The following is a 23,739-nucleotide window of genomic DNA, read 5'->3' on the forward strand; positions in this document are numbered from 1 at the left end:
ATTACCCCGGCGGGTGCAGCGCCTTCGAGACCTCCTGTTCGCCCTCGGTGAGCAGGAAATCGAGAAACCGTTCCGCAGCATTGGACAGACGCTTGCCCTTGCGGTGCACGGCGAACCAGCGCCGCCGCAGCGGAAAGCCCTGCACATCAAGCACGGCAAGTTCGCCGCTGGCCAGCTCGTGGCGCACCGTGTGCAGCGAGAGCGAGGCAATGCCGAGGCCGGAGACGACGCCTTGCTTGATCGCCTCGCTGTCGTCGAATTCCATGTGCGTGCGCAGCGTCACGCCCGCCGCCGCGCAGAGCCGTTCCACCGCCAGCCGGGTGCCAGACCCCGGCTCGCGATTGAGCAGATCCTGCCGGGCGATCCGGGCGAGCGGAATCGCCTTCTGCCCGACCAGCGGATGATCGGGCCGGGCCACGAAGGCGATGACGTTTTCAAGGAAGGGCTCGGCGATCACCGATTGCGCCTCCTCCTCGGGCAGCCGCCCGATGATGTAGAGATCGTCGGCATTCGCGCCCATCCGCGCAAGCAGCGTTTCACGGTTGGTGATCTGCAGCCGGGGCTCGACCTTCGGGAAGCGGCGTTTGAAGCTGCCGAGAAGCTGCGGCATGAAATACTTGGCGGTCGAGACGACTGCGACAGACAGTCGCCCTCCAACCTCCCGGTCGAGATCCTCGAGCCCGGCTTCCATCTCGGCGAGTCGGGCGAGGATCTCGCGTGCCGCGGCGGTGACGATCTCGCCGGCCCGCGTGAGATGCAATGTCCTGCCGACCTGCTCGGTGAGCGGCATCCCGATTTTCTCTTCCAGGGTGCGCACTTGCATGGAAACCGAAGGTTGGGTCAGGTGCACTTCCTCGGCCGCTCGCGTGATCGAATGGTGCCTTGCCACGGCTTCAAGAAGCCGTAGCTGCTGGATCGTGGGCGTGATGATGGGCTTGCTCATATGGTATAAACTCTATGCTTAGCATAAAAAAAATTTAGTGTTCTCTATTGATGCGGTCAACTACGAGTCGCTCAGGCCCCATCGTTTGGGCCATGTGATGCGATAGGGAGGAATACGACCGCCATGGCGAAGACATACAACGCAGGGGTGAAGGACTATCGGGAAACCTACTGGATGCCCGATTACACCCCACTCGACACCGATTTTCTGGCCTGCTTCAAGGTGATCCCGCAAGAGGGCGTGCCGCGCGAGGAAGCCGCCGCCGCCGTGGCCGCGGAAAGCTCCACCGGCACCTGGACGACGGTCTGGACCGACCTTCTGACCGACCTCGACTACTACAAGGGCCGGGCCTACGCGATCGAGGACGTGCCGGGCAACGACGAAGCCTTTTACGCCTTCATCGCCTACCCGATCGACCTCTTCGAAGAGGGGTCTGTGGTCAACATCCTCACCTCGCTGGTCGGCAACGTCTTCGGCTTCAAGGCCGTGCGCGCCCTGCGCCTCGAAGACGTGCGGGTGCCGATCGCCTACGTCAAGACCTGTGGCGGCCCCCCGAACGGCATCCAGGTCGAGCGCGACAAGATGAACAAGTACGGCCGCCCGATGCTCGGCTGCACGATCAAGCCCAAGCTCGGCCTCTCGGCCAAGAACTACGGCCGCGCCGTTTACGAAGTGCTGCGCGGCGGCCTCGACTTCGCCAAGGACGACGAGAACGTCAACTCGCAGCCCTTCATGCGCTGGCGCGACCGCTACGACTACGTGATGGAAGCGATCCAGAAGGCGGAAGCCGAAACCGGTGAAAAGAAGGGCTCCTACCTCAACGTCACCGCGCCCACGCCGGAAGAGATGTACAAGCGGGCCGAATACGCCAAGGAACTTGGCGCGCCGATCATCATGCACGACTACCTGACCGCCGGCTTTACCGCCAACACCGGTCTGGCCAACTGGTGCCGCGACAACGGAATGCTTCTGCACATCCACCGCGCGATGCACGCGGTGATCGACCGCAACCCGAACCACGGCATCCACTTCCGGGTGCTGACCAAGATGCTGCGCCTTTCGGGCGGCGACCACCTGCACTCGGGCACCGTCGTCGGCAAGCTCGAAGGCGACCGCGAAGCCACCCTCGGCTGGATCGACATCATGCGCGACAGCTTCATCAAGGAAGACCGTTCGCGCGGCATCATGTTCGACCAGGACTGGGGCTCGATGCCGGGTGTGTTCCCGGTGGCCTCGGGCGGGATCCACGTCTGGCACATGCCGGCGCTGGTCTCGATCTTCGGTGACGACTCGGTGCTTCAGTTCGGTGGCGGCACGCTCGGCCACCCCTGGGGCAACGCGGCGGGTGCCGCGGCCAACCGGGTGGCGCTTGAGGCCTGCGTCGAGGCCCGCAACCATGGCCGCGAGCTCGAGAAGGAAGGCAAGGACATTCTCACCAATGCCGCCAAGTCTTCGCCGGAACTCGCGACCGCGATGGAAACCTGGAAAGAGATCAAGTTCGAGTTCGACACCGTCGACAAGCTCGACGTGCAGCACCGCTGATCTCCGCGATACCGACTGGCCCCGGGCAAAGTGCCCCGGGGCCACCCATCCAGACATATCAAGGGAGCCACACCATGGCTGACATGCAGGACTACAAGTCGTCGCTTTCCGACGTCACCAGCCGCAAGTTTGAAACCTTCTCCTATCTTCCGGAGATGGACGACGAGCGCAAGCGCAAGCAGGTGGAATACATCGTCTCGAAGGGCTGGAACCCGGCCATCGAACATACCGAACCCGAGAACGCGACCAGCAGCTACTGGTACATGTGGAAGCTGCCGATGTTCGGCGAGACCGATGTCGATGTCATCCTCGGCGAGGCCGAGGCCTGCCACAAGGCGCACCCGAACAACCACGTGCGCCTCGTCGGTTACGACAACTACGCCCAGTCGAAGGGCGCCGAGATGGTCATCTACCGAGGCAAACCGGTCTGATCCGGATTTCCCGGCCCGCCACAACGACGGGCCGGGGATCACAGGGGAGGAAGTACGGGGGAGGAAGTCATGAACCAGCACGAATCCGATCAGTTCAAGGTCAAGGCCGAGCCGTTCTACAGGGTCGTCGCCGGCGAGGATGAGCTTTACGAAGCGGCCTATGCCCGGCGCATGCCGGTGATGCTGAAAGGCCCCACGGGCTGCGGCAAGTCGCGCTTCGTCGAATACATGGCCTTCAAGCTGGGCCGGCCGCTGATCACAGTGGCCTGCAACGAAGACATGACCGCCTCCGATCTCGTCGGCCGCTTCCTGCTCGACAAGGATGGCACCAAGTGGCAGGACGGCCCGCTCACCATGGCCGCCCGGATCGGCGCGATCTGCTACCTCGACGAGATCGTCGAGGCCCGGCAGGATACCACCGTGGTGATCCACCCGATCACCGACCACCGCCGCCAGTTGCCGCTCGACAAGAAGGGCGAGTTGGTCGATGCCCATCCCGATTTCCAGCTCGTGATCTCCTACAACCCCGGCTACCAGAGCCTGATGAAGGATCTCAAGCAATCCACCAAGCAGCGTTTCGCCGCGCTTGATTTCGACTATCCCGAGGCCGGGATCGAAGCCGATATCGTCGCCCGCGAAACCGGGGTGGATGCCGAAACGGCGAAGAAACTCGTGCAGATCGCCCACCGCACCCGCAACCTCAAGGGCCACGGGCTGGACGAGGGGATCTCGACCCGCCTTCTGGTCTACGCAGGCCAGATGATCGCCGAGGGCGTCGATCCGCTGGCGGCCTGCAAGATGACGCTGGTCACCCCGCTGACCGACGACCCCGACATGCGCCAGACCCTTCAGGCGGCGGTGGAGACCTTCTTCGTGTGAGAGGGCAGGCGCGCCCGCCCGGGCGCGCAACGGTGCCGCGCGGTGCCGTCCCCCGTCCGCAACCCGCGAGGACCAGAGCATGACGATCGACCTCGAAGACTACCGCGCCTGCTTCGCCAAGGCCCCGCCCGAGATGTTCGACACGCTCGAGGCAACCTTCCACGAAGCCGCCCGGGTGATGTCGCCCGCCGCACTTTCGGACTACATGGAAGGGGCGAAGGGCTTGTGCAGCCTCGGGCGCGGCTACGATCTCGTGCTGGCCTGGCTCGAGAACATGCCCGCCGTGGTCAAGGAATGCGGCGAGGACGTGATCCGCGATTGCCTCGGCGCGGCGATGAAGCTTTCGTCGATGACCAGCGGCGAGGTGATCGCGCTCCTGTTCTCCAGCCTGCCCACTGCCGCGCGCCGGCTGGGTGATCCGGAGCTTCTGCGCGGCTATCTCGGCCTCATCCACCAGCTTTCGGCCAAGGCGAGCCGGGGCCTTCGCCCGATGCTCGCCCATATCGACGAGCTCCTGTCGAAGCTCACGCTTTCGGGGCTGCGCCGCTGGGCCAATTTCGGTGCCGACGCCTACAAGCGCGACCTCGCTGGGCTCACCCGGTATTTCTCCCTCGAAAGCGCCGATGCGCGCAAGATGCTCCAGCAGGAGCGACGCGGCACGCTGTTCATCGACACCCAGCGCAAGCTCAACTTCTACCTGCGCGCGCTCTGGGGGCGCGATTTCTTCCTGCGCCCGACGGCGGCCGATTACGAGGGCTTCCGTCCCTATATCGAGCACCACGTCATGCACCTGCCCGACGCGCTCGACGATATTGCGGGCATTCCGGGCCTTGAGCTTTACCGCGCGATGACCGCGCACCAGGCCGCGCATATGCAATACACCACCGCGCCGATCTCTGCCGAGCAGCTCAGCCCGGCACAGATGTTCTTCATCGGGCTGGTGGAAGATGCCCGCGTGGAATGGCGCGCGGCGCGCGATTTTCCCGGCCTCGCCAAGCTCTGGGGACGGCTCCACGCGCTAGAACATCAAAGTCCCCTGGAGCATCCCACGGTCGAGGCGCTGGAGCGCTTCGCCCACTTGCTGCTCGACCCCGAGGCGCTCACCGGCAATCCCGAACTCGACGCGCTGGGGGCGAAGTTCCACGCCGAGATCGCCGCGCGGGCGGGCGACAACACGCTGTCGTGGCACCTTGGCATGGAGCTTTTCCACGTCTTCGCTGCCCGGCGTGACGTGCCCTCCTTGCGCATCCTCAACACGATCCGCATCCCCTACCGCGACGACAACCGCTTCGTCTGGGAGTTCGAGGAGTTCGACTGGGACGCCCACGGCGGCGAATATGTGCCAGCCAGCCAGCGGCAGGTGCGCAAGTATGTTTCGGTCATGGAGATGGCGCACGAGGTCGATACCGAGCTTGCCGGGGATGACGCGCAGGAAATCTGGGTCTGCAACGACAATTTCATGCCCTACGAAGATGCCGGCGAGGCCACGGTCAGCTTCAACGACATGTGGGGCAAGGAGCCGATCTCGGCCCCGTTCCACTACCACGAATGGGATTACCAGGTGCAGCTCTTCCGGCCCGACTGGGCCACGGTCTACGAGCGCCGGGTGAACCGGGGCGACCCGGAACAGATCGACGAGATCCTCGCCGAGCACAAGCCGGTTGCTCACCGGATCCGCCAGATCATCGACATGCTGAGCCCCGCCGGGGTGCAGCGGGTGCGCGGCATGGAGGACGGTGACGAGATCGACCTCAACGCGGCGGTCGACGCGATGATCTCGATCCGGATGGGCGAACAGCCCAACCCGCGCATCACCATGCGCAACGTGATCAAGAACCGCGATCTCGCGGTCACCGTGCTGCTGGACCTGTCGGAAAGCACCAACGATCTCGCGGGCGACGAAGAAACCAAGACGGTGCTCGATCTCACCCGCGAGGCCGCCACGCTGGTGGCCACCGCGATCAACGGAATCGGTGATCCCTTCGCGCTTCACGGCTTTGCCTCCGACGGGCGGCACGACGTGCATTACTACAAGTTCAAGGATTTCGCCCAGCGGTTCGACGAAGAGGCCCGCGCGCGGCTTGCCGGCATGAAGGGGGGGCTGTCGACGCGGATGGGCACCGCGCTGCGCCATGCCGGGGCGGGGCTTCTGAAGCAACCCGAGCGGCGCAAGCTGATCCTGCTGGTCACCGACGGTGCGCCGGCCGATATCGACGAGCGCGATCCCCAGCACCTGCGCCACGATACCCGCAAGGCGGTGGAAGAGCTTTACGCCAAGGGGGTTTTCACCTACTGCCTGACGCTGGACCCGAACGCGGATGCTTACGTCAAACGGATCTTCGGGGAGAACAATTATACCATCGTGGATCACGTGAACCGCCTGCCTGAAAAGCTGCCCACTCTGTTCGCGAGCCTCACCAGCTAAAGCGTTTTGCGATTTTGTCGAGATGCAACGACGAGGCGAAACGCGCGGAACCCATTGATGTTGTGTGCGCTTCGCGAAATACCTGAATCACTGCTTTTCGCGAAACGCGTTAGGGGATGGCCATGAAAGAACTCAAACGTTACGTCGGCATCGACAACGACCTGCACGGCGGGATGACCGATACCGGCAAGATCATCCGCGACGCCTGGGCGTTCGGGCTGATCCCCGAGACGGAAACCTGCGAGGGTTGGCTGGCGCAGGGGATCGAAGGGCTTTGGGTCAAGGTCAACGCCGAGTGGGAAAAATACGGCTTCCGCGTTGGCGGCATGCCGCCCGAGATGCAGGAACGCTACCTGCGCATCCAGACCGAGGCGATGGAGCGGGCGAAGGCCGCGGGCTGGAGCGGCGCGCAGGAGCTTATGGGCGACGTTTGATCCCGTTCAGCGGCGGGTGGGCGCGGTTTCGATCTTCGCCCAGACCGCGGCCAGATCGGCGTGGTCCACGTCGAGGCGGAATTCCTCCCGCAGCACCCGGGCAAAGTCTTCGAACCGGTCGATCACCCGGGTTTCGGTCTCCGGCGGCATCCCCAGCGTGAGCGCGCGGTTGAACATCGCCCGCCGCCCGTCAGGGCCGTGCAGGGCCAACATGAGGTTCGCTTTGAACGGGGCACCGTCCCAACTCGCGCAAAGAAAATTCGCCGCTTCCAGATCAATCCGGCGCGCCGTGTGCCCGTCAAAGCCGTAGAGCGAGATCCAGACGTCGCCCGCCTGGCGCTCGACCACCGTCTCCCCCGCCACTGCGTCGCGCACCACGCGATATGCACCGTTCGGCAACACCTGCGGGCCGGGCTCGTCAAGGCCAACCGGATGCAGCGCGCCGTGGCCGCCGAAGCCGGTATCAGCCAGCCAGCGCGCGGCCTCCACCGTGACCTCGAAAGCCTGGTGGGTGCGCGCGCCACCCTCGGGCGCGCCATTGCGCACCCGGGCAAGCAGCGTGCGGGGCGCATAGCCGAGCGCCTCAAGCGCGTGGCCGAACAACCGGTTGTGCTCGAAGCAGTAGCCGCCACGTTCGCGGGCGAGAAGCTTGTCGGAAAGCGATTTTGGATCGAGGCTCGGCACCCGCCCGAGCAGCGGATCAATGTTCTCGAAAGGGATCGCGCGCATGTGCGATTCCTGCAAGGCACGCAGCCCCGCCAGCCCGTCCGGCACATTTGAAAGCCGGATTCGGTCAAGATATGCGTTTAGCCGAAAACCCATGTCATGCTCAGAACAACGAGAAGTATTCCGCCTGCTCCCAGTCCGAGAGCGCGGAGACGTAACGATCCCACTCGGCGTGCTTGATCCGGGCGAGATACTCCACGAACTCGTTGCCGAAGGTGGCGCGCAACATCTGCGAGCCCTCGAAGGCGGTGATCGCGTCGAGCAGCGAAGCGGGCAGGCGCTCGGCGTCGGCGTCATAGGGGGTTTCGACCTTCGCGGGAGGGGTCAGCCCCTGCGCGATGCCCGACAGCCCGCCCGCGATCTGGGTGGCAAAGAGGTAATAGGGGTTGGCGGCAGGCTCCGGCACGCGGTTCTCGATCCGGCTGGCCGCATCGCCCGGCTTCATCAAGGCGCGGATCATCGCGCCGCGATTGTCTTCGCCCCACTGGATCCGGTCGGGGGCAAGCTGGAACGGCTGGTAGCGCTTGTAGCCGTTCACCGTGGGGGTGGTGATCAGGCAGCTTTCGCGGGCGTGCGCCAGCAGCCCCGCGATCCATTGCCCGGCCACCGGGGTGAGCGCGCCATCTTTTTCGGGCATGAACAGGTTGCGCCCCTCGGTATTCACCAGCGACTGGTGGACGTGCCAGCCGCTCGCGGCGGCGTTATCGACCTTGGGGCGGCACATGAAGGTGGCGTGCAACCCCTCGCGGGCACAAACTTCCTTCACCAGCGTGCGGAACATCACCATGTTGTCGGCCTGGCTCATAGGGTCGCCGGGGTCGAAGGTGAACTCGAACTGGCTCGGCCCCATTTCCACTTCCATCGAGCGCAGCGGCAGGCCCAACTCGGCGGAGGCGCGGCGCAAGCGGTCCATCACCGGCTCCAGCCGGTCGTAAAGCGTTTCGGTGAGAAACTGGTAGCCATGGGCCAGCGCGCGGGTATCGGGCGCGCGCGCGGGCATGGTGGTGTCGCCGTGCGCGAGGCGGGGATCGTCGAGGTGAAAAACGTGGAACTCCACTTCCAGCCCGACCACGAGCGCCATGCCGCGCTCGGCAAGCCGGGCCTCAGCCCGGCGCAACACCTCGCGCGGGGCAAAGCCGATCGGCGCGCCGGTGCGGAAATGCGCATCAGACATCAGCCACGCCGAATGCGGCGACCATGGCAGCGGGCGGAAGCTCGCCGGATCGGGCACGAGCAGGATATCGCCCGCACCATCCATCGGCCCCGAGCCGATGCCGCTGGCGGCAGACCAGACCGGAAAGGCGGTGCGGTGCGAAGTATCCTTGAGCAGCAGAGTCGAGGGCGCGGCGAGGCCATTGGCGAAGACCGAAGCCAGCGCCTCGGCCACCACCGCCTTGCCGCGCAAGATTCCGTGCTGATCGGCGAAGACGACGCGGACGGTTTCGATCCCCTCCGCCCGCACCCGGGCGATGGTTTCGACGGCGGCCTCTATCCATGCGGCGTCGATCAATCCCATGCGGGCGAGTTGTCCGGAGGCGATCCGGTTGTGGTCGGCTTGTGTCACGTGCTTCATCCCAAGGCTGTCGCGCGGCGCGGGCGGCTCACAGGGTGGGCGAGCCGCCGCGCCAAGGCAAGGTCAATCTGCCGAAAGGCTCAGGAGATGGCAGCGTCCCAGCCGGTGCAGGCGGCGCGGCGGGCAGCATCGCCCTCGGTGTAGGCCCGCTCCCAGTCGCCATCGCTGCACAGCGTATCGTTCGCCGCAGGGCCGTGGATCGTGGCCGGATCGACGCCGTTTCGCATCGGCAAATCCTCCTCCTTGCCCTCGCCGAGCGACGCGATCGCCGCGCGCAGCTTGCGCCGGTAGCGGATGATGGCGGTGTCGGTCTTGCCGAGGTGTTCCTCGGTGCGATCCTGGATCCGGCCCATGCTCTCCACCGCCCATTGATCGTGCACGTTGATGTCGAGCCCCATGCCGGTATAGGTTTCGCGCGTCTGTTCGTCGGGGTTGTAACCCCAGTTGTTGCGCGCGTTCTTGAGCGGGGCGTAATCGGGCAGGCGGTGCTCCTTGAGCCGTTGCTCGCGCATCAGCTCCTTGTTCACCGGCGCGCCGTAGCTCGTGAACATCGAGTACCAGTAGCAGTTCTCATCGTCGATCGGCACGTGCCACTGGGTGATGATCATCTCGCGGCTCATCGGGATGGTGATCGCCTCGGGGAAGATCTGGTTGGTGACACGCACATGGGTGCGGCCGTCGTCAAGATGGCGCAGGGCGATGATCCGCATGCCGAAATCAGTGTCTTCCACGCTGATCTCGGGGCGGGGATATTCGCGCAGGAGCTGCGTCATCGGGATCTCGGTATTCGCCGCCTTGTCGCGGAACTGCTTGCCGTAGCTCTCGGCCGGGTCTTCGTCCTGCAGGAAGCGGTGCAGGAAGGAGGCATGCGCGGGGTCGATCCCCACTTCGAGCGCCTGCAGCCAGTTGCACTCCCACAAGCCTTTGAAGGCGAAGACGTGGCTTTCCGGCGCGCGGAAACAATCGAAATCGGGGAAGGCAGGAGGCTCGCCCGGCCCCATCCAGGCGAAGATGATGCCGTTTTTCTCCACCACCGGGTAGGCGGCGGTGCGGATGTTTTCATGCATCCGCGAGCCCTCCGGCTCGCCCGGCTGCTCGACGCACTGGCCCTCGCGGTTGAAATGCCAGCCGTGGAACGGGCAGCGCAGGCCGTTGTCTTCGAGCCGACCATAGCACAGATCAACCCCCCGGTGCGGGCAGCGCCGCCCGATCAGGCCGAGCTTGCCCTCCTCGTCGCGAAACAGCACGAGATCTTCGCCCAGCAGGCGCACCGGCACCACCGGGCGCTTGCCTTCAAGCTCGTCGGCAAGTGCCGCGGGCTGCCAGTAGCGCCGCAGCACCTCCCCGGCGGGCGTGCCCGGTCCGGTCTTGGTGATGGTATCGTTCAGGTCCTGGCTGATCATGGCTGGGTCTCCGCGCGTTCGAGTCCGGTTTCGTCGATTATCGCACAAATTGTCGCATAGGCAAGAACCACCTGCGGTTTTGGGTCGCACTCCGGCACGTCTTGGCGCAAAAAGACAGAGGCAGACGAAAAGGGCCGCACCGGCATGGAAAATGACCGCGATATTTCGCTGACCTTCCTCAAGGGCCTCACGGTGCTGCGCGTCTTCGATGAAGACCGCGCGGCGCTAACCCTTGCCGAGATCGCCCGCCAGACCGGGCTCGACCCGGCCACCGCCCGCCGCCTCGTGCTCACGCTGGTGCGGCTGGGCTACGTGCGCAAGGAGGGCAGGGCGTTCTCGCTCGCACCGCGCGTTCTGGTGCTCGCGGCGGGGTTCCTGCGCGGGCAGGGCTTCGGCACCCGGGTGCAGCCGGTGCTCAACCGCGCCGCCGCCGCGCTGGGCCTCGGGGTGTCGCTCGCGATCCGAGACGAGGACCGGGCACTGCTCGTGGCGCAATCGACGCTGGCCGACAGCACGGTGAGTTTCGGGTTCACCATCGGCAGCCGGTTGCCGCTCGTCCACACCGCGATGGGACGGATGCTGCTCGCCGGTGCCCCGGAAGCGGAACGACACCGCCTGCTCGCCGAGGCCCCGCTCGACGCCCTGACCGCCGAAAGCGAGACCGACGGCACACGGATCGCGGCAGAGATCGAAACGGCGGCGGCGCAGGGTTACGCCGTCGCGCGTGGCTTCGAGGCGGGCGTGACCGGGATCGCCGTCCCGGTCGGGCCGCCGGGAGAGGCGCGCGCGGTGCTGGGTGTGTCCGACCTCCACGCAAGGTTCGAGGGCGAGGGCGCGGTTCTGGCCATTGTCTCGACGTTGCGCCGCGCGGCGGCAGAACTGGCGCATACGCCGCCGTTCGCGGGCAGAGATCCCGCAAACGGCGGCGTGACCTAGGCGCGCCTGTCAGGCGGGCACCGACTGCGCGGCCTGCGGGTGGGCGCGGGCCGAAGCGGTGTTGCGCCCGACGATGGCGGGGGCCTCGTGGATCAGCCGGTCATCGGTCAGGGCGTGCACCATGAACAGCGCGAAGTCGGTGCGGCGGGTCAGGTTGGAGACCAGCACCGGGTCGCCGACATGACGCGCCCAGACCGGCAGGCCCTCGCTCTCGCCCTCCTCCAGGTCGGAGCCGCGCACCACCGTCCAGAGCCGCTCGGAGGCGAAGATCCGGTTGGTGGCCTCGACCTGATCGTTCAGGTCGACGAGCCGCAAAGCGCGGGCGATCTTGCCAAAGACGGCGACGAAGGCCCTGAGTTTCAAGGAATAGCGGTCCTTGCCGTCGCGGCTGATATGCCAGCCGCAGGAGAAGATGAGCCGCGCACCGGGGTCGGCGAAGTCGAGCACCGCTTGCGCCGTGCCGGAGGCGTAGTTGTCGGTGCCCCAGGGGGCGAGCACGGTGAGCACGCCGTCACAGCCCCGCACCGCCGCCGCGATCACGTCGCGGTCGTTGGTGCGGCCGGGGAAGAGGGTGATCTGGTCCTTGAAGCGGTCGAGCTTTCCCACGCTTTCGGGGCGGCAGACACCCACCACCTCGTAGCCGCGGGCAAGGGCATGTTCGGTCATGTATTGGCCAAGTTTGCCGGAGATGCCGATGATGCAGATGCGTTTCATTGTCTTGTTCCTTTCGTATGCGGGCGCGGGCGGAGGGGCCGCCCGCGCGGTGTGGGCTCAAGCGAAGGCCGGGGCCGGGGTGGCCGGGCGCGGGCCACGGATCAGCAGCCAGAGCGCGAAGCCGACCTCGGCAAGGGTGACGATGGCGAGGAAGGCGCCGGTGACCCCGTCGAACACCGCCGAGCCGGTCACCACGGTGGCCGAGAGCGTGTCGAGCAGGTAGCCGACCGAGCCGAGCGTCATCGCGTGGCCGAGCAGGCGCGGATAGCGGCCCGAGCGGGCGACGAGTTGGCCAAGAATGGCAAGGTGGATCGTGAAGAAGATCTGCCAGACCCAAACGCCGGCGTCGTGCACGCCGAGCATAAGGCCGGCGAGGTCAAACCGCTGCGCCTCGGAAAAGCTGGCGAGGGTGATGCCCGGATCGGCCAGCGCATAGGCAGCGGCATGGAAGAGCAGCATCGCGGCCATCACGCCGACCATCGAGAGCCGCGCCAAGGCAGCGGCGAAGGAGAGCGTGGCATTCACCGGCTTGAACATGAAGTAGAGCATCGCGGTCGCCATGATCTCGGCAATCAGGATCACCACCTCGCCGCCGATCCCGGCGGCATAAAGCCCGCGATTGGCGAGGATATTGGCGAATGTCGCCGCGGCATCGCCCGCCACCTGCAATTGCGAGGGCACCCAGAGGATGGAGAAACCGCCGGCGATGGCGATGGTGAAATAGAATGCGCCCGTGAGGCGGGCGTAGCTGCGGGACTGGGGATCGTTGAACGTCTGCATTTTCGTTTCCTTTCAATAGGCAAGCCGGTATCTGGCGCTCTCGCGGCGGGGTGCGGGAGCGGGGGATGAACCTGAACTGTTCGAAGTCTGTCGCGGCACCTCGGAGGCGCAGGAAATGTATACCGCCGCAGCCATCCAAAGAAAATTGACCAATATGGCTGGCGTGATATGCATTAATGCATGGATTGGCGTTCTGTGAACTTCGACTGGAATCGCGCCCGGGCCTTTCTCGTCACCGCAGAGGAAGGCTCGCTGTCGGCCGCCGCGCGCGCGCTTGGCCTTGCCCAGCCCACGCTGGGCCGCCAGGTTGATGCGCTGGAGGAAGAGCTGGGCGTGGTGCTTTTCGAACGGGTCGGGCGCGGCCTCAGGCTGACCCCGGCGGGGCATGACCTGATCGAACACGTCCGCGCGATGGGTGAGGCGGCCACGCGGCTGTCGATGTCGGCCTATGGGCAGAACGAGGCGATGGAGGGCGAGGTCTCGATCACCGCGAGCGACGCCTACGCCGCGATGCTGCTGCCGCCGATCCTCGCCCGGTTGCACGCGGCAGAGCCGCGCATCCGGATCGAGCTGATCGCGGTCAACGACGCCTCCGACCTCCTGCGCCGGGAGGCCGATATCGCGATCCGCAATTTCCGCCCGAAAGAGCCCGATCTCGTCGCCCGCAAGGTCCGCGACGCGATCGGGCGCTTCTACGGTGCGCCTGCCTACCTGGAGCGCCACGGCCCGTTCGAGACGCCGCAGGATCTCGCCCGCGCCACGTTCATCGACATCGATCCGAACGGCGCGCTGTTGCGGTGGTTCAACGGTCACGGCATCGCGGTGACCGAGGCCAGTTTTCCGCTACGCTGTGCCAGCTACCCGGCAATGTGGGCAATGGTGAAGCAGGGCCTTGGCCTTGGCCTCATCGACGACCGCCTCGGCGACGCCGATCCCGCCGTGCGCCGCGCGGTGCCGGGTTTTGCACCCTTCGAGTTCCCGGTCTGGCTGGTGGCGCACCGCGAGATCCACAAGAGCCGGCGGCTCCGCTTCGTGTTTGATTTCCTTGCCGAAGCCCTGAAGTAGGGCGCTACTCCGAGATGAACCGCCGCAGCATCTCGGCCTCCTGACCTTCCATCAGCTTCTGGGCCGTCGCCATGTGATCGCGCATCACCAGCCGGGCGGTGTCGGCGTCGCCGATCCTGAGGGCGTCGATCAGTTCGATCTGGAACGCCTTGCCGCGCTCCCAGAGCTCCAGGTTGGGGGGGGAATAGAGCTTCCGATAGACGGTGAGATCGGACAGCATGTTGACCATGAAATCGATCAGGAAGCCAAGAAGCGGGTTCTCGGATTGGTCGGCCAGCAGGGCATGGAAGCGCAGCGAGGCAACGTGCTGTTCGCGTTCCTCGTCGAGCGAGCGCGCAGGCTCGGAATACTCCCCGATGATCGCTTCGAGTTGACCGAGTATGTCTTCGGAGAGCTTGCCCGCAAGCGCGGCGGCCAGCTCGGGCTCCAGCACCCGGCGTAGGTCGTAGATGTCGCGGATCGTGAGGTTCTTGAAATAGAAGTAGTTGCCGAGCAGGGCACGGGCGCGCTCCTTCGAGACCTCGTGCACGAAGGTGCCGCCGCCCGGTCCGGTGCGGCTTTTTACCAGTCCCTGCGCCTCGAGAATACGCATCGCTTCGCGGATCGTGCCCTTGGCCATGCCGAACCGTTCGATCAGTTCCGGTTCGGATGGCAGCCGGTCACCGGCGCTGAAATGTTCCTGCACGATCCAGGTCTTGATCGCCTCGGCCACTTGTGCGGGACGGCTCATGCGCGGACGGTCGGGGTCAGTATTCATGCGGGTGAATGCAGGCGGCAAGTTGATGCTCTCCCAGTGGTCTCAGGTCCGGTACTTCGGCCACGCATTCCGGAGTCGCGCGCGGGCAGCGCCCGGCAAAGGCGCAGCCGGGCGGCGGGTTCAGCGGATCGGGCAATTCGCTGTCCTTCTGCTCGGGGGCCTTGAGGGGCCTGCCGACAACCGGCGCGCTGTCTGCCAGGAGTTTCGTATAGGGGTGCCGGGGCGTCTTGAAAACCTCTTCGGCGGGGCCGACTTCCACCACCGTGCCGAAGTAGAGCACGAGGATGCGGTCCGAAACCGCCTCGACCACGGCGAGATCGTGGGAGATGAACAGGTAGGTAAGGTTGAATTCGCCCTTCAGATCGGCCAGCAGGTTGAGCACCTGCGCCTGCACCGACACGTCAAGCGCGCTCACCGGCTCGTCGAGGATGATGATCCGCGGTGCCGCGGCGAGCGCGCGGGCAACGCCGATGCGCTGTGCCTGACCGCCGGAAAACTCGTGCGGGTAGCGGTCGAGAAACTCCTCTCGCAGGTTCACGCTGGCGAAGATCTCGCGGATGCGCGCGGCACGCTCCGCGCGGCCCATGCCATAGAGGCGCTTGAGTGGTGCCTCCATGATCTGGCGGATCGTCTTGCGCGGGTTGAGCGACGATACCGGGTCCTGGAACACGTACTGGATCAGCTTGCCGAAAGCCGCCGGATCGGCGTTGTCGAGCGGCTTGCCCTCGATCTCGATCCGCCCGGTGGTGGGTTCGAGCAACCCCACCAGCATCCGCGCGAGGGTCGACTTGCCGCAACCGCTCTCGCCGACGATTCCCAGCGTTTCCCCCTTGGCCACCTCGAACGACATCGGACGCACCGCCCGCACCGCCGCCTTCGGCGCACGAAACAGCCCGCCGCCGACCGGGAAGGTTTTGGAAAGATCGTCTACCTTCAGGGCGGTCATGCCAGCTCCTCCTCGGGGTGGATACAGCGCGCGGTGTGGGTTTCGGTGCCTTCGAGCAAGATCTCGCCCTCGCGGCACGCGTCGGTCGCCTTGTGGCAGCGCGGCGCGAAGGCGCAGCCGGGCGGCAGATCATGCACCTGCGGCGGCAAACCGGGGATCGCCGCAAGACGGCGCTTGCCGCCCCCCAGTTCGGGCACGCAGGCCATGAGCTTCTTGGTGTAGGGATGGGCCGGGTGTTCGAGGATCGTCTCGGTCGGCCCTTCCTCCACGATCCGGCCGGCATACATCACCGCGACCCGGTCGCACAATTGTGCCACCACGCCGAAATCATGGGTGATGAAGATGATCGCGAGCCCCCGTTCGCGGCGCAAATCGTCAAGCAGGCTCAGGATCTGGGCCTGCACCGTCACGTCGAGCGCGGTGGTGGGCTCGTCGGCGATGATCACGTCGGGATCGTTCGCCATGGCCATGGCGATGCCCACCCGCTGGCGCATGCCGCCCGACATTTCGTGTGGGAAGTTGCGAATGCGGCTTTCCGGGTTGGGGATGCGCACGGCCCGGAACAACTCGATCGCCTTTGCGCGGGCCTCGGCCTCGGGCACCCGGTTGTGGGCCTGGATCGCCTCGATCAACTGGTCGCCGACACGGTAGAGCGGGTGCAGCGTGCTGAGCGGGTCCTGGAAGATGTAAGCCACGTTCCGGCCCCGCTTGGCGCGCAGGCTGTCATAACTTGCCGCAAGCAGGTCTTCGCTGTCGTAGCGCACCGCGCCGCCGGTGATGACCCCGGGGGGCGAGGCGACGAGCCCCATCACGCTGAGCGCGGTGACCGATTTGCCGGAACCGGATTCGCCGATCACCCCGACAGCTTCGCCCGGGTTCACATGCAGGGAAACCTGGTTCACAGCCCGGTAGATGCGCGGGCCGACATGAAACTGCGTCTCCAGCTCCTGGATGTTGAGCAGCCCCTTCTGGTCGGCGCGCGGCACGTTGCCGCGACGCTCGACGAGCGTGACGGCGCGTGGCCGGGTCAGCGCGCCCGAGCGCAGCCGCGGGTCGAGCGCATCGCGCACGCCGTCGCCGAGCAGGTTGATGCTCATCACGATCAGGAAGATCATCACCCCCGGCACGATCGAGGTATGCGGCGCTGTGATCAGCGCCGAGCGGGCCTCGCCCAGAATCGAGCCGAGGTCGGCCTGTGGCGGCTGGCTGCCGAGGCCGAGAAACGACAGGCCCGCGGTTTCGAGGATCATCCAGCCCACGGTGGTCGACATCGCGATCACGATGGTGGAGGCGACGTTGGGCAGAAGCTCGGTGAGGATGATCCGCCCGTGCCCCATGCCCGCCAGCCGCGCCGCGTCGATGAATTCGCGGCCCGCGAGCCCGACGGTCACGCCACGGATGTTGCGCGCAAAGAACGGGATGTTGACGGCGGCCACCGCGATCAGCGCGTTGGTCAGCCCCGGCCCGAGGGCGGCGACGATCGCGAGCGCGAGCAGGATGTAGGGAAAGGCCATCAGCATGTCGACGCCGCGCATGATCACGTTGTCGGTGCGACCGCCAAAATACCCGGCGATGATGCCAATCGCGGAGCCGACGCTGGCGGCGATCAGGGCGGCGAAGATGCCCACGGCGAGCGAGAGCCGCGTGCCCCAGAGCAGCCGCGACAACAGATCGCGCCCGAGGTGGTCGGTGCCGAGCAGGTGGCCTTCGGTGAACGGCCGCTTGAACCGGTCGCCGGTGGCGATGGCGTCGGGGTCGGCGAGCGGCAGGAGCGGGGTGATCAGCGCAAGGATCAGGATCGCCGAGAGCACCACCGCGCCCATCGCCGCCAGCCGGTTGCGAAACAGGAGCTTGAGAAAGGCGATCATGTCTTGATCCTCGGATCGAGCAGCGACTGCGCCACGTCCACGACGATGTTGAAGAACACGTAGCAGGCCGCGACAAAGACGACGCCGCCCTGCACCAGCAGAAGATCGCGCTTGAGGATCGCGTCAACCAGCATCCGGCCAACACCGGGCCACTGGAACACCAGCTCGATATAGACCGATCCCGACAGCACGAAGCCGGCCTGGATGCCGAGCACCGGGATGATCGACACCATCGCCGAGCGCATGGCATGGCCCATGATCACCCGGCGTTCGTCGACCCCCTTGGCGCGCGCCGTCCGGATGTAGTCCTGCCGCAGAACTTCGAGCATGGCCGAGCGTGACAGCCGCGCGATCACCCCGGTGGCCACCACAGCCAGCGCCGAGGCGGGCATGATCAGGTGGCGGATGAGGTCGAGCATATCGCCGCCGCCATAGATCGCGTACATCCCCGAAACCGGCAGCCAGCGCAGGTTTACCGCGAACAGCAGGATCATCATCATCCCGAGGAAGAACGATGGCACCGAGATGCCGATGATCACGGTGAAGGTGATCAGCTTGTCGGCCAGCCCGTATTGCCGCGCCGCCGATACGACACCGGCGAGGATACCAAGCAGCGAGGCCAGCACGAAGCTCACCCCGGCGAGCACAAGCGTGGCGCTGAACCGGTCGAGGATCTCGTCGAAGACCGGGCGGTTGAGGCTGAAGGAGCGGCCGAAATCGCCGGTGAGCATGTTGCCCAGCCAGATGAAATACCGCTGCACGATCGGTTTATCGAGGCCGAGATCGCGGTTGATCTTGGCCACGTTTTCCGGCGTGGCATAGCTGCCGAGGATCGCCGTGGCCGGGTCGCCCGGGATCATCGCCATGATCAGGAACACGATGACGGTGATGCCGAGCAGCACCGGGATCGCGGATAGAAGTCGTTTCAGGATATAGGCGCCCATGGCACTCCCCCCGGTGTCGAAAAGGCGTCAGCCCCCTTTTGCCCTTCTCGGGTCAAAAAATACCTCGGGGGGCGCGGGGGGCAGAGCCCCCCGCATGGATCGGGCCGCCGCAAAGCGGCCCGAAACTTCTCAGTTCTTCACCACGTCTTGCAGCAGGAGCAGGAACGAAGGCTCGAGGTCGAAGTTCTCCACCTTGTCGCTGGTCACCGCGTTCTGTTTCCAGTTTGCCACGAAAACCCAGGGCGCGTCGTCCTGCACGATGGCCTGCATCTCCTTGTAGAGCTCCGCGCGGCGGTCCTGATCGGTGGCAACGCGGGCCTCTTCGAGCAGCTTATCAACCTCGGGGTTGGAGTAGTAGCCCGAGTTGAAGCCGCCCGCATCGGGCCATGCATCGGTGCGCAGGGCAAGGAAGGGCAGGGTGTCGGGATCATTGGTCATCCATGCCATCTCGGCCATGTCGGCCTTGCCTTCAAGACCGGGGTTCACCTCGCCAAGGAAGGTGTTCCACTCGTAGGTCTCGATATTCACATCGAGCCCCACCGCCTTGAGATCGGCCTGGATCGCGGTGCCCATCGGGATCGGATCGAGCATCCCCGAACCGCCTTCGGTGACATAGAAGGTCAGCTCCGCGCCCTCCGCATCGGCCTCTGCGAGCAATTCGCGCGCGCGGTCGGGGTCGTAGGGGTAGGGGTCGAGATCCTCGTTATAGGCCCAGGCGAAAGCGGGCGGAATCGGCCCGGCCGCCACCTCTGCGGTGCCTTCGAGCACGTCGGTGACGATCGCTTCCTTGTTGATCGCGTAGTTCGCGGCCTGGCGCACGCGCTTGTCCGCGAAGGGCCCTTCCTTGGCGTTCAGGATCAGGAACCACACGTGCGGCCCGGCCTGTTCGACAACGTTGAAACTCTCGTCGCGGAACTCGCTGAGCGCGGTCGGCGGGACTTCCACCATCATGTCGATCCCGCCCGAAAGCATCTCGGCCACGCGGGTGTTGGCATCGGTGATCGGGCGGAACACCACCGCGTCGGTGCCGGCGGGCTCGCCCCAGTAATCGGGGTTCTTCTCGACCACCACCGCCTCGTTCGAACGCCACTCGCCGAACCTGAACGGGCCGGTGCCCGACGGGTTGCGGCCGAAATCGTCGCCATGGGCCTCCACCGCGGCGGGCGAGACCATAAGCCCGGTCGGGTAGGCGAGGTTCGACAGGAACGGTGCGTAGGGTTCGTTGAGCGTGAACTGCACGGTCAGGTCATCGACCACGGTGGTTTCCTCAACCGCCGAGAAGAAGAAGGCGAGCGGGAAGGGGCCGGTATCGTGGTAGGGGTGATCCTCGTTCAGCATCCGGTCGAAATTGAACTTCACGGCCTCGGCGTTGAACGGGGTGCCGTCGTGGAAGGTCACGCCTTCGCGCAGCTTGAAGGTGTAGACGGTGCCGTCTTCCGAAACCTCCCAGCTCTCGGCGAGGCCGGGCGCCACTTCCAGCGTGCCGGGGGCGTATTGCAGCAGGCCCTCGTAGAGATTCACGAGGATGCGGAAATCGTTCACCGCGGTCACCGCGGCCGGATCGAGCGATTTCGGCTCGGCGATCTGGCCGACGACGAGCACGCCGGGCGGGGTCTGCGCCAGCGCGGGCGCGCCGAGGCTGGCCGCCATCGCCATGCCTGCGGCGGCGGCGAACAGGCTGCGCCGCGTCCATTCAATCGGTTTCATGTCAGGCTCTCCCAGTTGGTTTGGATGGGCGATAATTATCATGATTAATTGTTTCCGTCAATTTTTCATGATAGATGGAAACATGCGAAACACGGAGCAGACATGACCTTTTCACTTCTTGCCCGCGATCCCGAGACCGGTGCCATCGGGGGTGCCGCGGCAACCGGCAGCCTCTGCGTTGGCGGATGGGTCTTGCGCGGCAATCTTGCCGGCGGAATGAGCGCGAGCCAGGGCATGGCCCCGTCCAGCTTCTGGGGCGAGGTCGTGCTTGATCTGATGGCGGCCGGAGCCAGCGCGCAAAAGGCGATCGAGGTTGTCACCGGCCCGGATGCGGGCCGCGCGCAACGCCAGTTGGCGGCGTTGCCGCTGGTCGGCGCGGGCGCGGTTTTCACCGGTGCCGAGAACACCCCGGAACGGGCCGAACGGCTGTTCGAGGGCGGCGTGGCGGCGGGCAACATGCTGGCCGGACCCGAGGTTGTCGAGGCATTGGTGGATGGCTTCCTCAAAGCGTCGGGCAGCTTTCCCGAGCGCCTGCTCGCGGGCCTGCGCGCCGCCGATTCGGCGGGCAGCGATTCGCGCGGTCTGATGTCGGCGGCGCTGCTGGTGCTCTCGCCGTCCCACGCGCCGCTCACCCTGCGGATCGACCATGCCGACGATCCGCTCGCCGCGCTCGAAGCCCTGCACCGTCGCGCCACGACGGGCGATTATGCCGATTGGGCCCGCCAGGTGCCCTGCCTCGACGACCCGGAGCGCACCTATGAAAACTGAACGAGACTGGGGCGCACGCGCCGCCGATCGCCTTGCCGCGCTGGCAGAGCTTTCCGCCCCCGGCCCCGGCGTCACCCGCCTGCCGTTCACGCCCGAGCACCGGGCCGCGCTCGATCTCATCGGCAGCTGGATGACCGAGGCCGGGCTGGATGTGCACATCGACGCGGCGGGCACCCTGATCGGCCGTCGCGAAGGCCCGCCCGGCGCGGCCACCTTCCTCATCGGCTCGCACCAGGACAGCGTGCGCGAAGGCGGCGCATTTGATGGCATCATGGGCGTCGTGCTGCCGATCCTTGTGCTGGAAAAGCTGCGCGCCGATGGCGTGGATCTGCCCTTCGCGGTCGAGGTGCTGGCCTTTGCCGACGAGGAGGGCGTGCGCTTTCCCACCGCGCTGATCGGCCCGCGCGCGCTTGCGGGCACCTTCGATCCCGCGGTGCTCGACATGCAGGACGCCGAGGGGAAGACCCTGCGCGCGGCGATGCGGGAATTCGGCCTCGACCCCGACGCCATCACGGCGCTGAAACGCGATCCGGCCAGAATCATTGGCTATCTTGAAGCGCATATCGAACAGGGCCCGGTGCTGGAGGCGGAAGCCGAGGCGCTGGGCGTGGTCACCGCGATCTGCGGCATCGAACGGCATCCGGTGGTGATCTCCGGCGAGACCGGGCATGCAGGTACCCTGCCGATGCACATGCGGCGCGACGCGCTGGTGGGGGCGGCGGCGCTGGTGGGCGAGGTCGACCGCATGGCGCGGGCCGAGCCGGGGTTGCTTGGCACCGTCGGCACGCTCTCGGTGCTGCCCGGCGCGGTCAACGCGGTGCCGCGCGAAGCGCGCCTGACGGTGGAACTGCGCGCCCCGGACGATGCGGTGCGTGAGCGGGCCGGGCAGGCGCTGAGGGCTTTTGCGGAATCCATGGCAGCCGAGCGCGGCCTCACCCTCAGCATGCAGCGCAGCTATCACCAGCCCGCCGCGCCCTGCGATCGGGGGCTGACCGACGCCCTCGTTCAGGCCGTGCGCAGCACGGGCGGAAAGGGCTTGGCGCTGCCTTCGGGCGCGACCCACGACGCCTCGGCGATGGCCGACTTGTGCCCGATCGCGATGCTGTTCCTGCGCTGCGCGGGCGGTGTCAGCCACCGCCCCGAAGAGCATGCCTCGGCCGCCGACATGGGCAAGGCGGTTGATGCGATGGCGGCGTTCCTGCAAGGCATCGCCACGCAGCCTGCCTGAGCGCGGCCCGGGGCCGGTGGTCGGAAGCGCAGGGCCGGGAGCAGCCCCGGCAGGTTCAGAAATCCACCTCGACCCCGGGCAGGCGCAGCGCCTTCACAAGGTCGCGCAACTCCTGCCGGGCGGCGACGTTGGAGATGTTCATCTGCCCGACCACGCCGACATCGCGCAGGTCGAGCAGGGTCAGCCCGCGCGGAAAAAGCTCGCGGAAGATCACCCGCTCGTTGAACCCGGGCACGGTGCGGAAACCGATCCGGCGGGAAAGCTCGTCGAGCGCCTTGCCCATCTTCTCCTTGTTGATCATCGCCTGCGCCCCGAGCCGGTTGCGCAGCACGATCCAGTCGATCGGCTTCAAACCGGCCTGGGCGCGCAGCTTGCGGGCGTGCCAGACCATCTCGGAATAGACCGAGGGGCTCTTGATCGCGCCGGTTTCGCCGTCGATATGGGCGAGCAGGTCGAAATCGACGAAGCTGTCGTTGAGCGGGGTCACCAGCGTGTCGGCCAGCGTATGGGCAACCTGGCTCAACCGGGTGTGCGAACCGGGGCAGTCGATCACGATGAAATCGCTTTCCGCTTCGAGCGCGGCAACGGCCTGGCTAAGGCGGCGGTCATAGGCGTTTTCGCCCGGCCCGAGCGTGCTCTGGTCGATCTCGGCCAGATCGCGGAAAGCCGGGGAAGGCAAGTCCAGGCCATGGCGCTGCATGGTGGCGGCGCGGTTCGCGATGAACCGCGCGATGGTCTTCTGGCGCAGGTCGAGATCGAGCATGCCGACCCGGTGCCCCATCCGGGCAAGCGCGGTCGCGATGTGCATCGAAACGGTCGATTTGCCCGCGCCGCCCTTCTCGTTTCCGACCACGATGATATGCGCCACGCTCCGTCCCCCGGCTTGTGCTGCGCCTTTCCGGCGCTTCGGCAGACCATACCGCGCCACCGCGCCCGATGGAAGCCACGGGAGCGCAAAGAAAAACGCCGCCCCGGGGGGCGGCGTTCAAACTCTGCGAGATGTCTTGGCTCAGAAGCCGAGACCCGAGTATTTGTTCTTGAACTTCGACACGCGCCCGCCGGTGTCCATCAGGCGCGAGGAGCCGCCGGTCCAGGCCGGGTGCACCGAGGGGTCGATTTCGAGGCTCAGGGTATCGCCTTCGGCGCCCCAGGTCGATTTCATCTTCAACACCGTGCCATCGGTCAGCTTGACGTCGATGAGGTGGTATTCGGGATGGATTTCCTTTTTCATCACGCCTCTCCTTACTTGTCGGCCAACGGTTTATAGGTGCTGTCTTCCGCGATCCGGGCCGATTTGCCGCGACGCGACCGCAGGTAGTAGAGCTTGGCACGGCGCACACGGCCGCGACGGACCACCTCGATCGAATCGATGTTGGTCGAATACAGCGGGAAGACGCGCTCGACGCCCTCGCCGAAGGAAATCTTGCGGACGGTGAACGAGCCGGCGATGCCCTTGCCGTTGTTGCGGGCGATGCAGACGCCTTCGTAGTTCTGCACGCGGCTCCGGGTGCCCTCGGTCACCTTGTAGCCGACGCGGATGGTGTCGCCGGCCTTGAAGTCGGGGATCTGTTTCCCCAGCGAGGCGATCTGTTCGGCCTCGAGTTGTGCGATCAGGTCCATGCCCGTCACTCCTATGTCTGCTCGCGGTTCGTCCCGCGAAGATGTGCCGC

Annotated in this window: 23 protein-coding genes; 9 read left to right on the forward strand and 14 right to left on the reverse strand. The window is 66.0% G+C overall.

Features of this window, described 5'->3' with window-relative positions; all coding sequences use genetic code 11:
* Window position 1: 1 nt before the first annotated feature.
* The gene (locus B9Y97_RS11560; protein ID WP_217809451.1) at window positions 2-943 is read right to left on the reverse strand and encodes a LysR family transcriptional regulator; all 942 of its coding nucleotides are present in this window, start codon (window positions 941-943) and stop codon (window positions 2-4) included.
* 123 nt (window positions 944-1,066) lie between these two features.
* Here B9Y97_RS11560 and B9Y97_RS11565 point away from each other — a divergent pair, with 123 nt between their 5' ends.
* The 5 genes from B9Y97_RS11565 (at window position 1,067) to B9Y97_RS11585 (ending at window position 6,654) form a co-directional block, all read left to right on the forward strand.
* Window positions 1,067-2,485 carry a form I ribulose bisphosphate carboxylase large subunit gene (locus B9Y97_RS11565; protein WP_085526881.1) on the forward strand — a complete coding sequence of 473 codons (1,419 nt, stop codon included), beginning with the start codon at window positions 1,067-1,069 and terminating at the stop codon, window positions 2,483-2,485.
* Window positions 2,486-2,559: 74 nt separating this feature from the next.
* Window positions 2,560-2,916 carry a ribulose bisphosphate carboxylase small subunit gene (locus B9Y97_RS11570; protein WP_085526882.1) on the forward strand — a complete coding sequence of 119 codons (357 nt, stop codon included), beginning with the start codon at window positions 2,560-2,562 and terminating at the stop codon, window positions 2,914-2,916.
* A 69-nt stretch (window positions 2,917-2,985) separates the two neighbouring features.
* The gene (locus B9Y97_RS11575) at window positions 2,986-3,795 is read left to right on the forward strand and encodes a CbbQ/NirQ/NorQ/GpvN family protein (RefSeq protein WP_085526883.1); all 810 of its coding nucleotides are present in this window, start codon (window positions 2,986-2,988) and stop codon (window positions 3,793-3,795) included.
* Between the two features lie 79 nt (window positions 3,796-3,874).
* On the forward strand, window positions 3,875-6,220 hold the full coding sequence (locus B9Y97_RS11580) for a nitric oxide reductase activation protein NorD (RefSeq protein ID WP_085526884.1): 2,346 nt from the start codon (window positions 3,875-3,877) through the stop codon (window positions 6,218-6,220).
* Between the two features lie 122 nt (window positions 6,221-6,342).
* Window positions 6,343-6,654 carry a hypothetical protein gene (locus B9Y97_RS11585; RefSeq protein ID WP_085528226.1) on the forward strand — a complete coding sequence of 104 codons (312 nt, stop codon included), beginning with the start codon at window positions 6,343-6,345 and terminating at the stop codon, window positions 6,652-6,654.
* 6 nt (window positions 6,655-6,660) lie between these two features.
* Here the strand turns inward: B9Y97_RS11585 and B9Y97_RS11590 are convergent, their stop codons facing one another.
* The 3 genes from B9Y97_RS11590 to B9Y97_RS11600 all read right to left on the reverse strand — a co-directional run bounded on the left by B9Y97_RS11590 (window position 6,661) and on the right by B9Y97_RS11600 (window position 10,356).
* Entirely contained in the window at window positions 6,661-7,476 is an 816-nt protein-coding gene (locus B9Y97_RS11590) for an arylamine N-acetyltransferase family protein (RefSeq protein WP_085526885.1), read from the reverse strand.
* Window positions 7,477-7,483: 7 nt separating this feature from the next.
* Window positions 7,484-8,944: a glutamine synthetase family protein gene (locus B9Y97_RS11595; protein WP_254900903.1), complete on the reverse strand. Its 1,461-nt coding sequence runs from the start codon at window positions 8,942-8,944 to the stop codon at window positions 7,484-7,486.
* Window positions 8,945-9,033: 89 nt separating this feature from the next.
* Entirely contained in the window at window positions 9,034-10,356 is a 1,323-nt protein-coding gene (locus B9Y97_RS11600) for an aromatic ring-hydroxylating dioxygenase subunit alpha (protein ID WP_085526887.1), read from the reverse strand.
* Window positions 10,357-10,500: 144 nt separating this feature from the next.
* Between B9Y97_RS11600 and B9Y97_RS11605 the strand changes: the two genes are divergently transcribed.
* Window positions 10,501-11,292 carry an IclR family transcriptional regulator domain-containing protein gene (locus B9Y97_RS11605; protein WP_085526888.1) on the forward strand — a complete coding sequence of 264 codons (792 nt, stop codon included), beginning with the start codon at window positions 10,501-10,503 and terminating at the stop codon, window positions 11,290-11,292.
* Between the two features lie 9 nt (window positions 11,293-11,301).
* Here the strand turns inward: B9Y97_RS11605 and B9Y97_RS11610 are convergent, their stop codons facing one another.
* A complete protein-coding gene (locus B9Y97_RS11610) occupies window positions 11,302-12,006 on the reverse strand; it encodes an NAD(P)-dependent oxidoreductase (RefSeq protein WP_085526889.1) in 705 nt (234 codons plus the stop codon).
* Between the two features lie 57 nt (window positions 12,007-12,063).
* Window positions 12,064-12,786 carry a DUF4386 domain-containing protein gene (locus tag B9Y97_RS11615; protein ID WP_085526890.1) on the reverse strand — a complete coding sequence of 241 codons (723 nt, stop codon included), beginning with the start codon at window positions 12,784-12,786 and terminating at the stop codon, window positions 12,064-12,066.
* Between the two features lie 180 nt (window positions 12,787-12,966).
* On the opposite strand from B9Y97_RS11615, the gene B9Y97_RS11620 reads away from it, so the two are divergent.
* Window positions 12,967-13,851, forward strand: coding sequence for a LysR family transcriptional regulator (locus tag B9Y97_RS11620; protein ID WP_085526891.1), 885 nt, complete (start codon window positions 12,967-12,969; stop codon window positions 13,849-13,851).
* Window positions 13,852-13,855: 4 nt separating this feature from the next.
* Here the strand turns inward: B9Y97_RS11620 and B9Y97_RS11625 are convergent, their stop codons facing one another.
* The 5 genes from B9Y97_RS11625 to B9Y97_RS11645 form a co-directional block, all read right to left on the reverse strand.
* The gene (locus tag B9Y97_RS11625; RefSeq protein ID WP_085526892.1) at window positions 13,856-14,608 is read right to left on the reverse strand and encodes a FadR/GntR family transcriptional regulator; all 753 of its coding nucleotides are present in this window, start codon (window positions 14,606-14,608) and stop codon (window positions 13,856-13,858) included.
* Window positions 14,598-15,554 carry an ABC transporter ATP-binding protein gene (locus B9Y97_RS11630; protein ID WP_085526893.1) on the reverse strand — a complete coding sequence of 319 codons (957 nt, stop codon included), beginning with the start codon at window positions 15,552-15,554 and terminating at the stop codon, window positions 14,598-14,600. The genes B9Y97_RS11625 and B9Y97_RS11630 overlap by 11 nt, the downstream gene beginning before the upstream one ends.
* The gene (locus B9Y97_RS11635) at window positions 15,551-17,422 is read right to left on the reverse strand and encodes a dipeptide/oligopeptide/nickel ABC transporter permease/ATP-binding protein (RefSeq protein ID WP_176224352.1); all 1,872 of its coding nucleotides are present in this window, start codon (window positions 17,420-17,422) and stop codon (window positions 15,551-15,553) included. The genes B9Y97_RS11630 and B9Y97_RS11635 overlap by 4 nt, the downstream gene beginning before the upstream one ends.
* Entirely contained in the window at window positions 17,419-18,366 is a 948-nt protein-coding gene (locus B9Y97_RS11640; RefSeq protein WP_085526894.1) for an ABC transporter permease, read from the reverse strand. Before B9Y97_RS11640 ends, B9Y97_RS11635 begins: the two co-directional genes overlap by 4 nt.
* A 129-nt stretch (window positions 18,367-18,495) precedes the next feature.
* Window positions 18,496-20,073, reverse strand: a complete 1,578-nt coding sequence (locus B9Y97_RS11645) for an ABC transporter substrate-binding protein (protein WP_085526895.1) — start codon at window positions 20,071-20,073, stop codon at window positions 18,496-18,498.
* 102 nt (window positions 20,074-20,175) lie between these two features.
* On the opposite strand from B9Y97_RS11645, the gene B9Y97_RS11650 reads away from it, so the two are divergent.
* Window positions 20,176-20,841, forward strand: coding sequence for a DUF1028 domain-containing protein (locus B9Y97_RS11650; protein WP_085526896.1), 666 nt, complete (start codon window positions 20,176-20,178; stop codon window positions 20,839-20,841).
* The gene (locus B9Y97_RS11655) at window positions 20,831-22,069 is read left to right on the forward strand and encodes a M20 family metallo-hydrolase (RefSeq protein WP_085526897.1); all 1,239 of its coding nucleotides are present in this window, start codon (window positions 20,831-20,833) and stop codon (window positions 22,067-22,069) included. Before B9Y97_RS11650 ends, B9Y97_RS11655 begins: the two co-directional genes overlap by 11 nt.
* A gap of 55 nt (window positions 22,070-22,124) precedes the next feature.
* On the opposite strand, the gene B9Y97_RS11660 is transcribed toward B9Y97_RS11655, so the two are convergent.
* The 3 genes from B9Y97_RS11660 to rplS form a co-directional block, all read right to left on the reverse strand.
* Window positions 22,125-22,937 carry a division plane positioning ATPase MipZ gene (locus tag B9Y97_RS11660; RefSeq protein WP_085526898.1) on the reverse strand — a complete coding sequence of 271 codons (813 nt, stop codon included), beginning with the start codon at window positions 22,935-22,937 and terminating at the stop codon, window positions 22,125-22,127.
* Between the two features lie 141 nt (window positions 22,938-23,078).
* Window positions 23,079-23,300, reverse strand: a complete 222-nt coding sequence (rpmE, locus tag B9Y97_RS11665; RefSeq protein ID WP_085526899.1) for a 50S ribosomal protein L31 — start codon at window positions 23,298-23,300, stop codon at window positions 23,079-23,081.
* An 11-nt stretch (window positions 23,301-23,311) separates the two neighbouring features.
* A complete protein-coding gene (gene rplS / locus B9Y97_RS11670) occupies window positions 23,312-23,689 on the reverse strand; it encodes a 50S ribosomal protein L19 (protein ID WP_085528228.1) in 378 nt (125 codons plus the stop codon).
* Window positions 23,690-23,739 lie beyond the last annotated feature (50 nt).

Source organism: Maritimibacter sp. HL-12 (assembly GCF_900177545.1).
Lineage (GTDB): Bacteria > Pseudomonadota > Alphaproteobacteria > Rhodobacterales > Rhodobacteraceae > Sinisalibacter.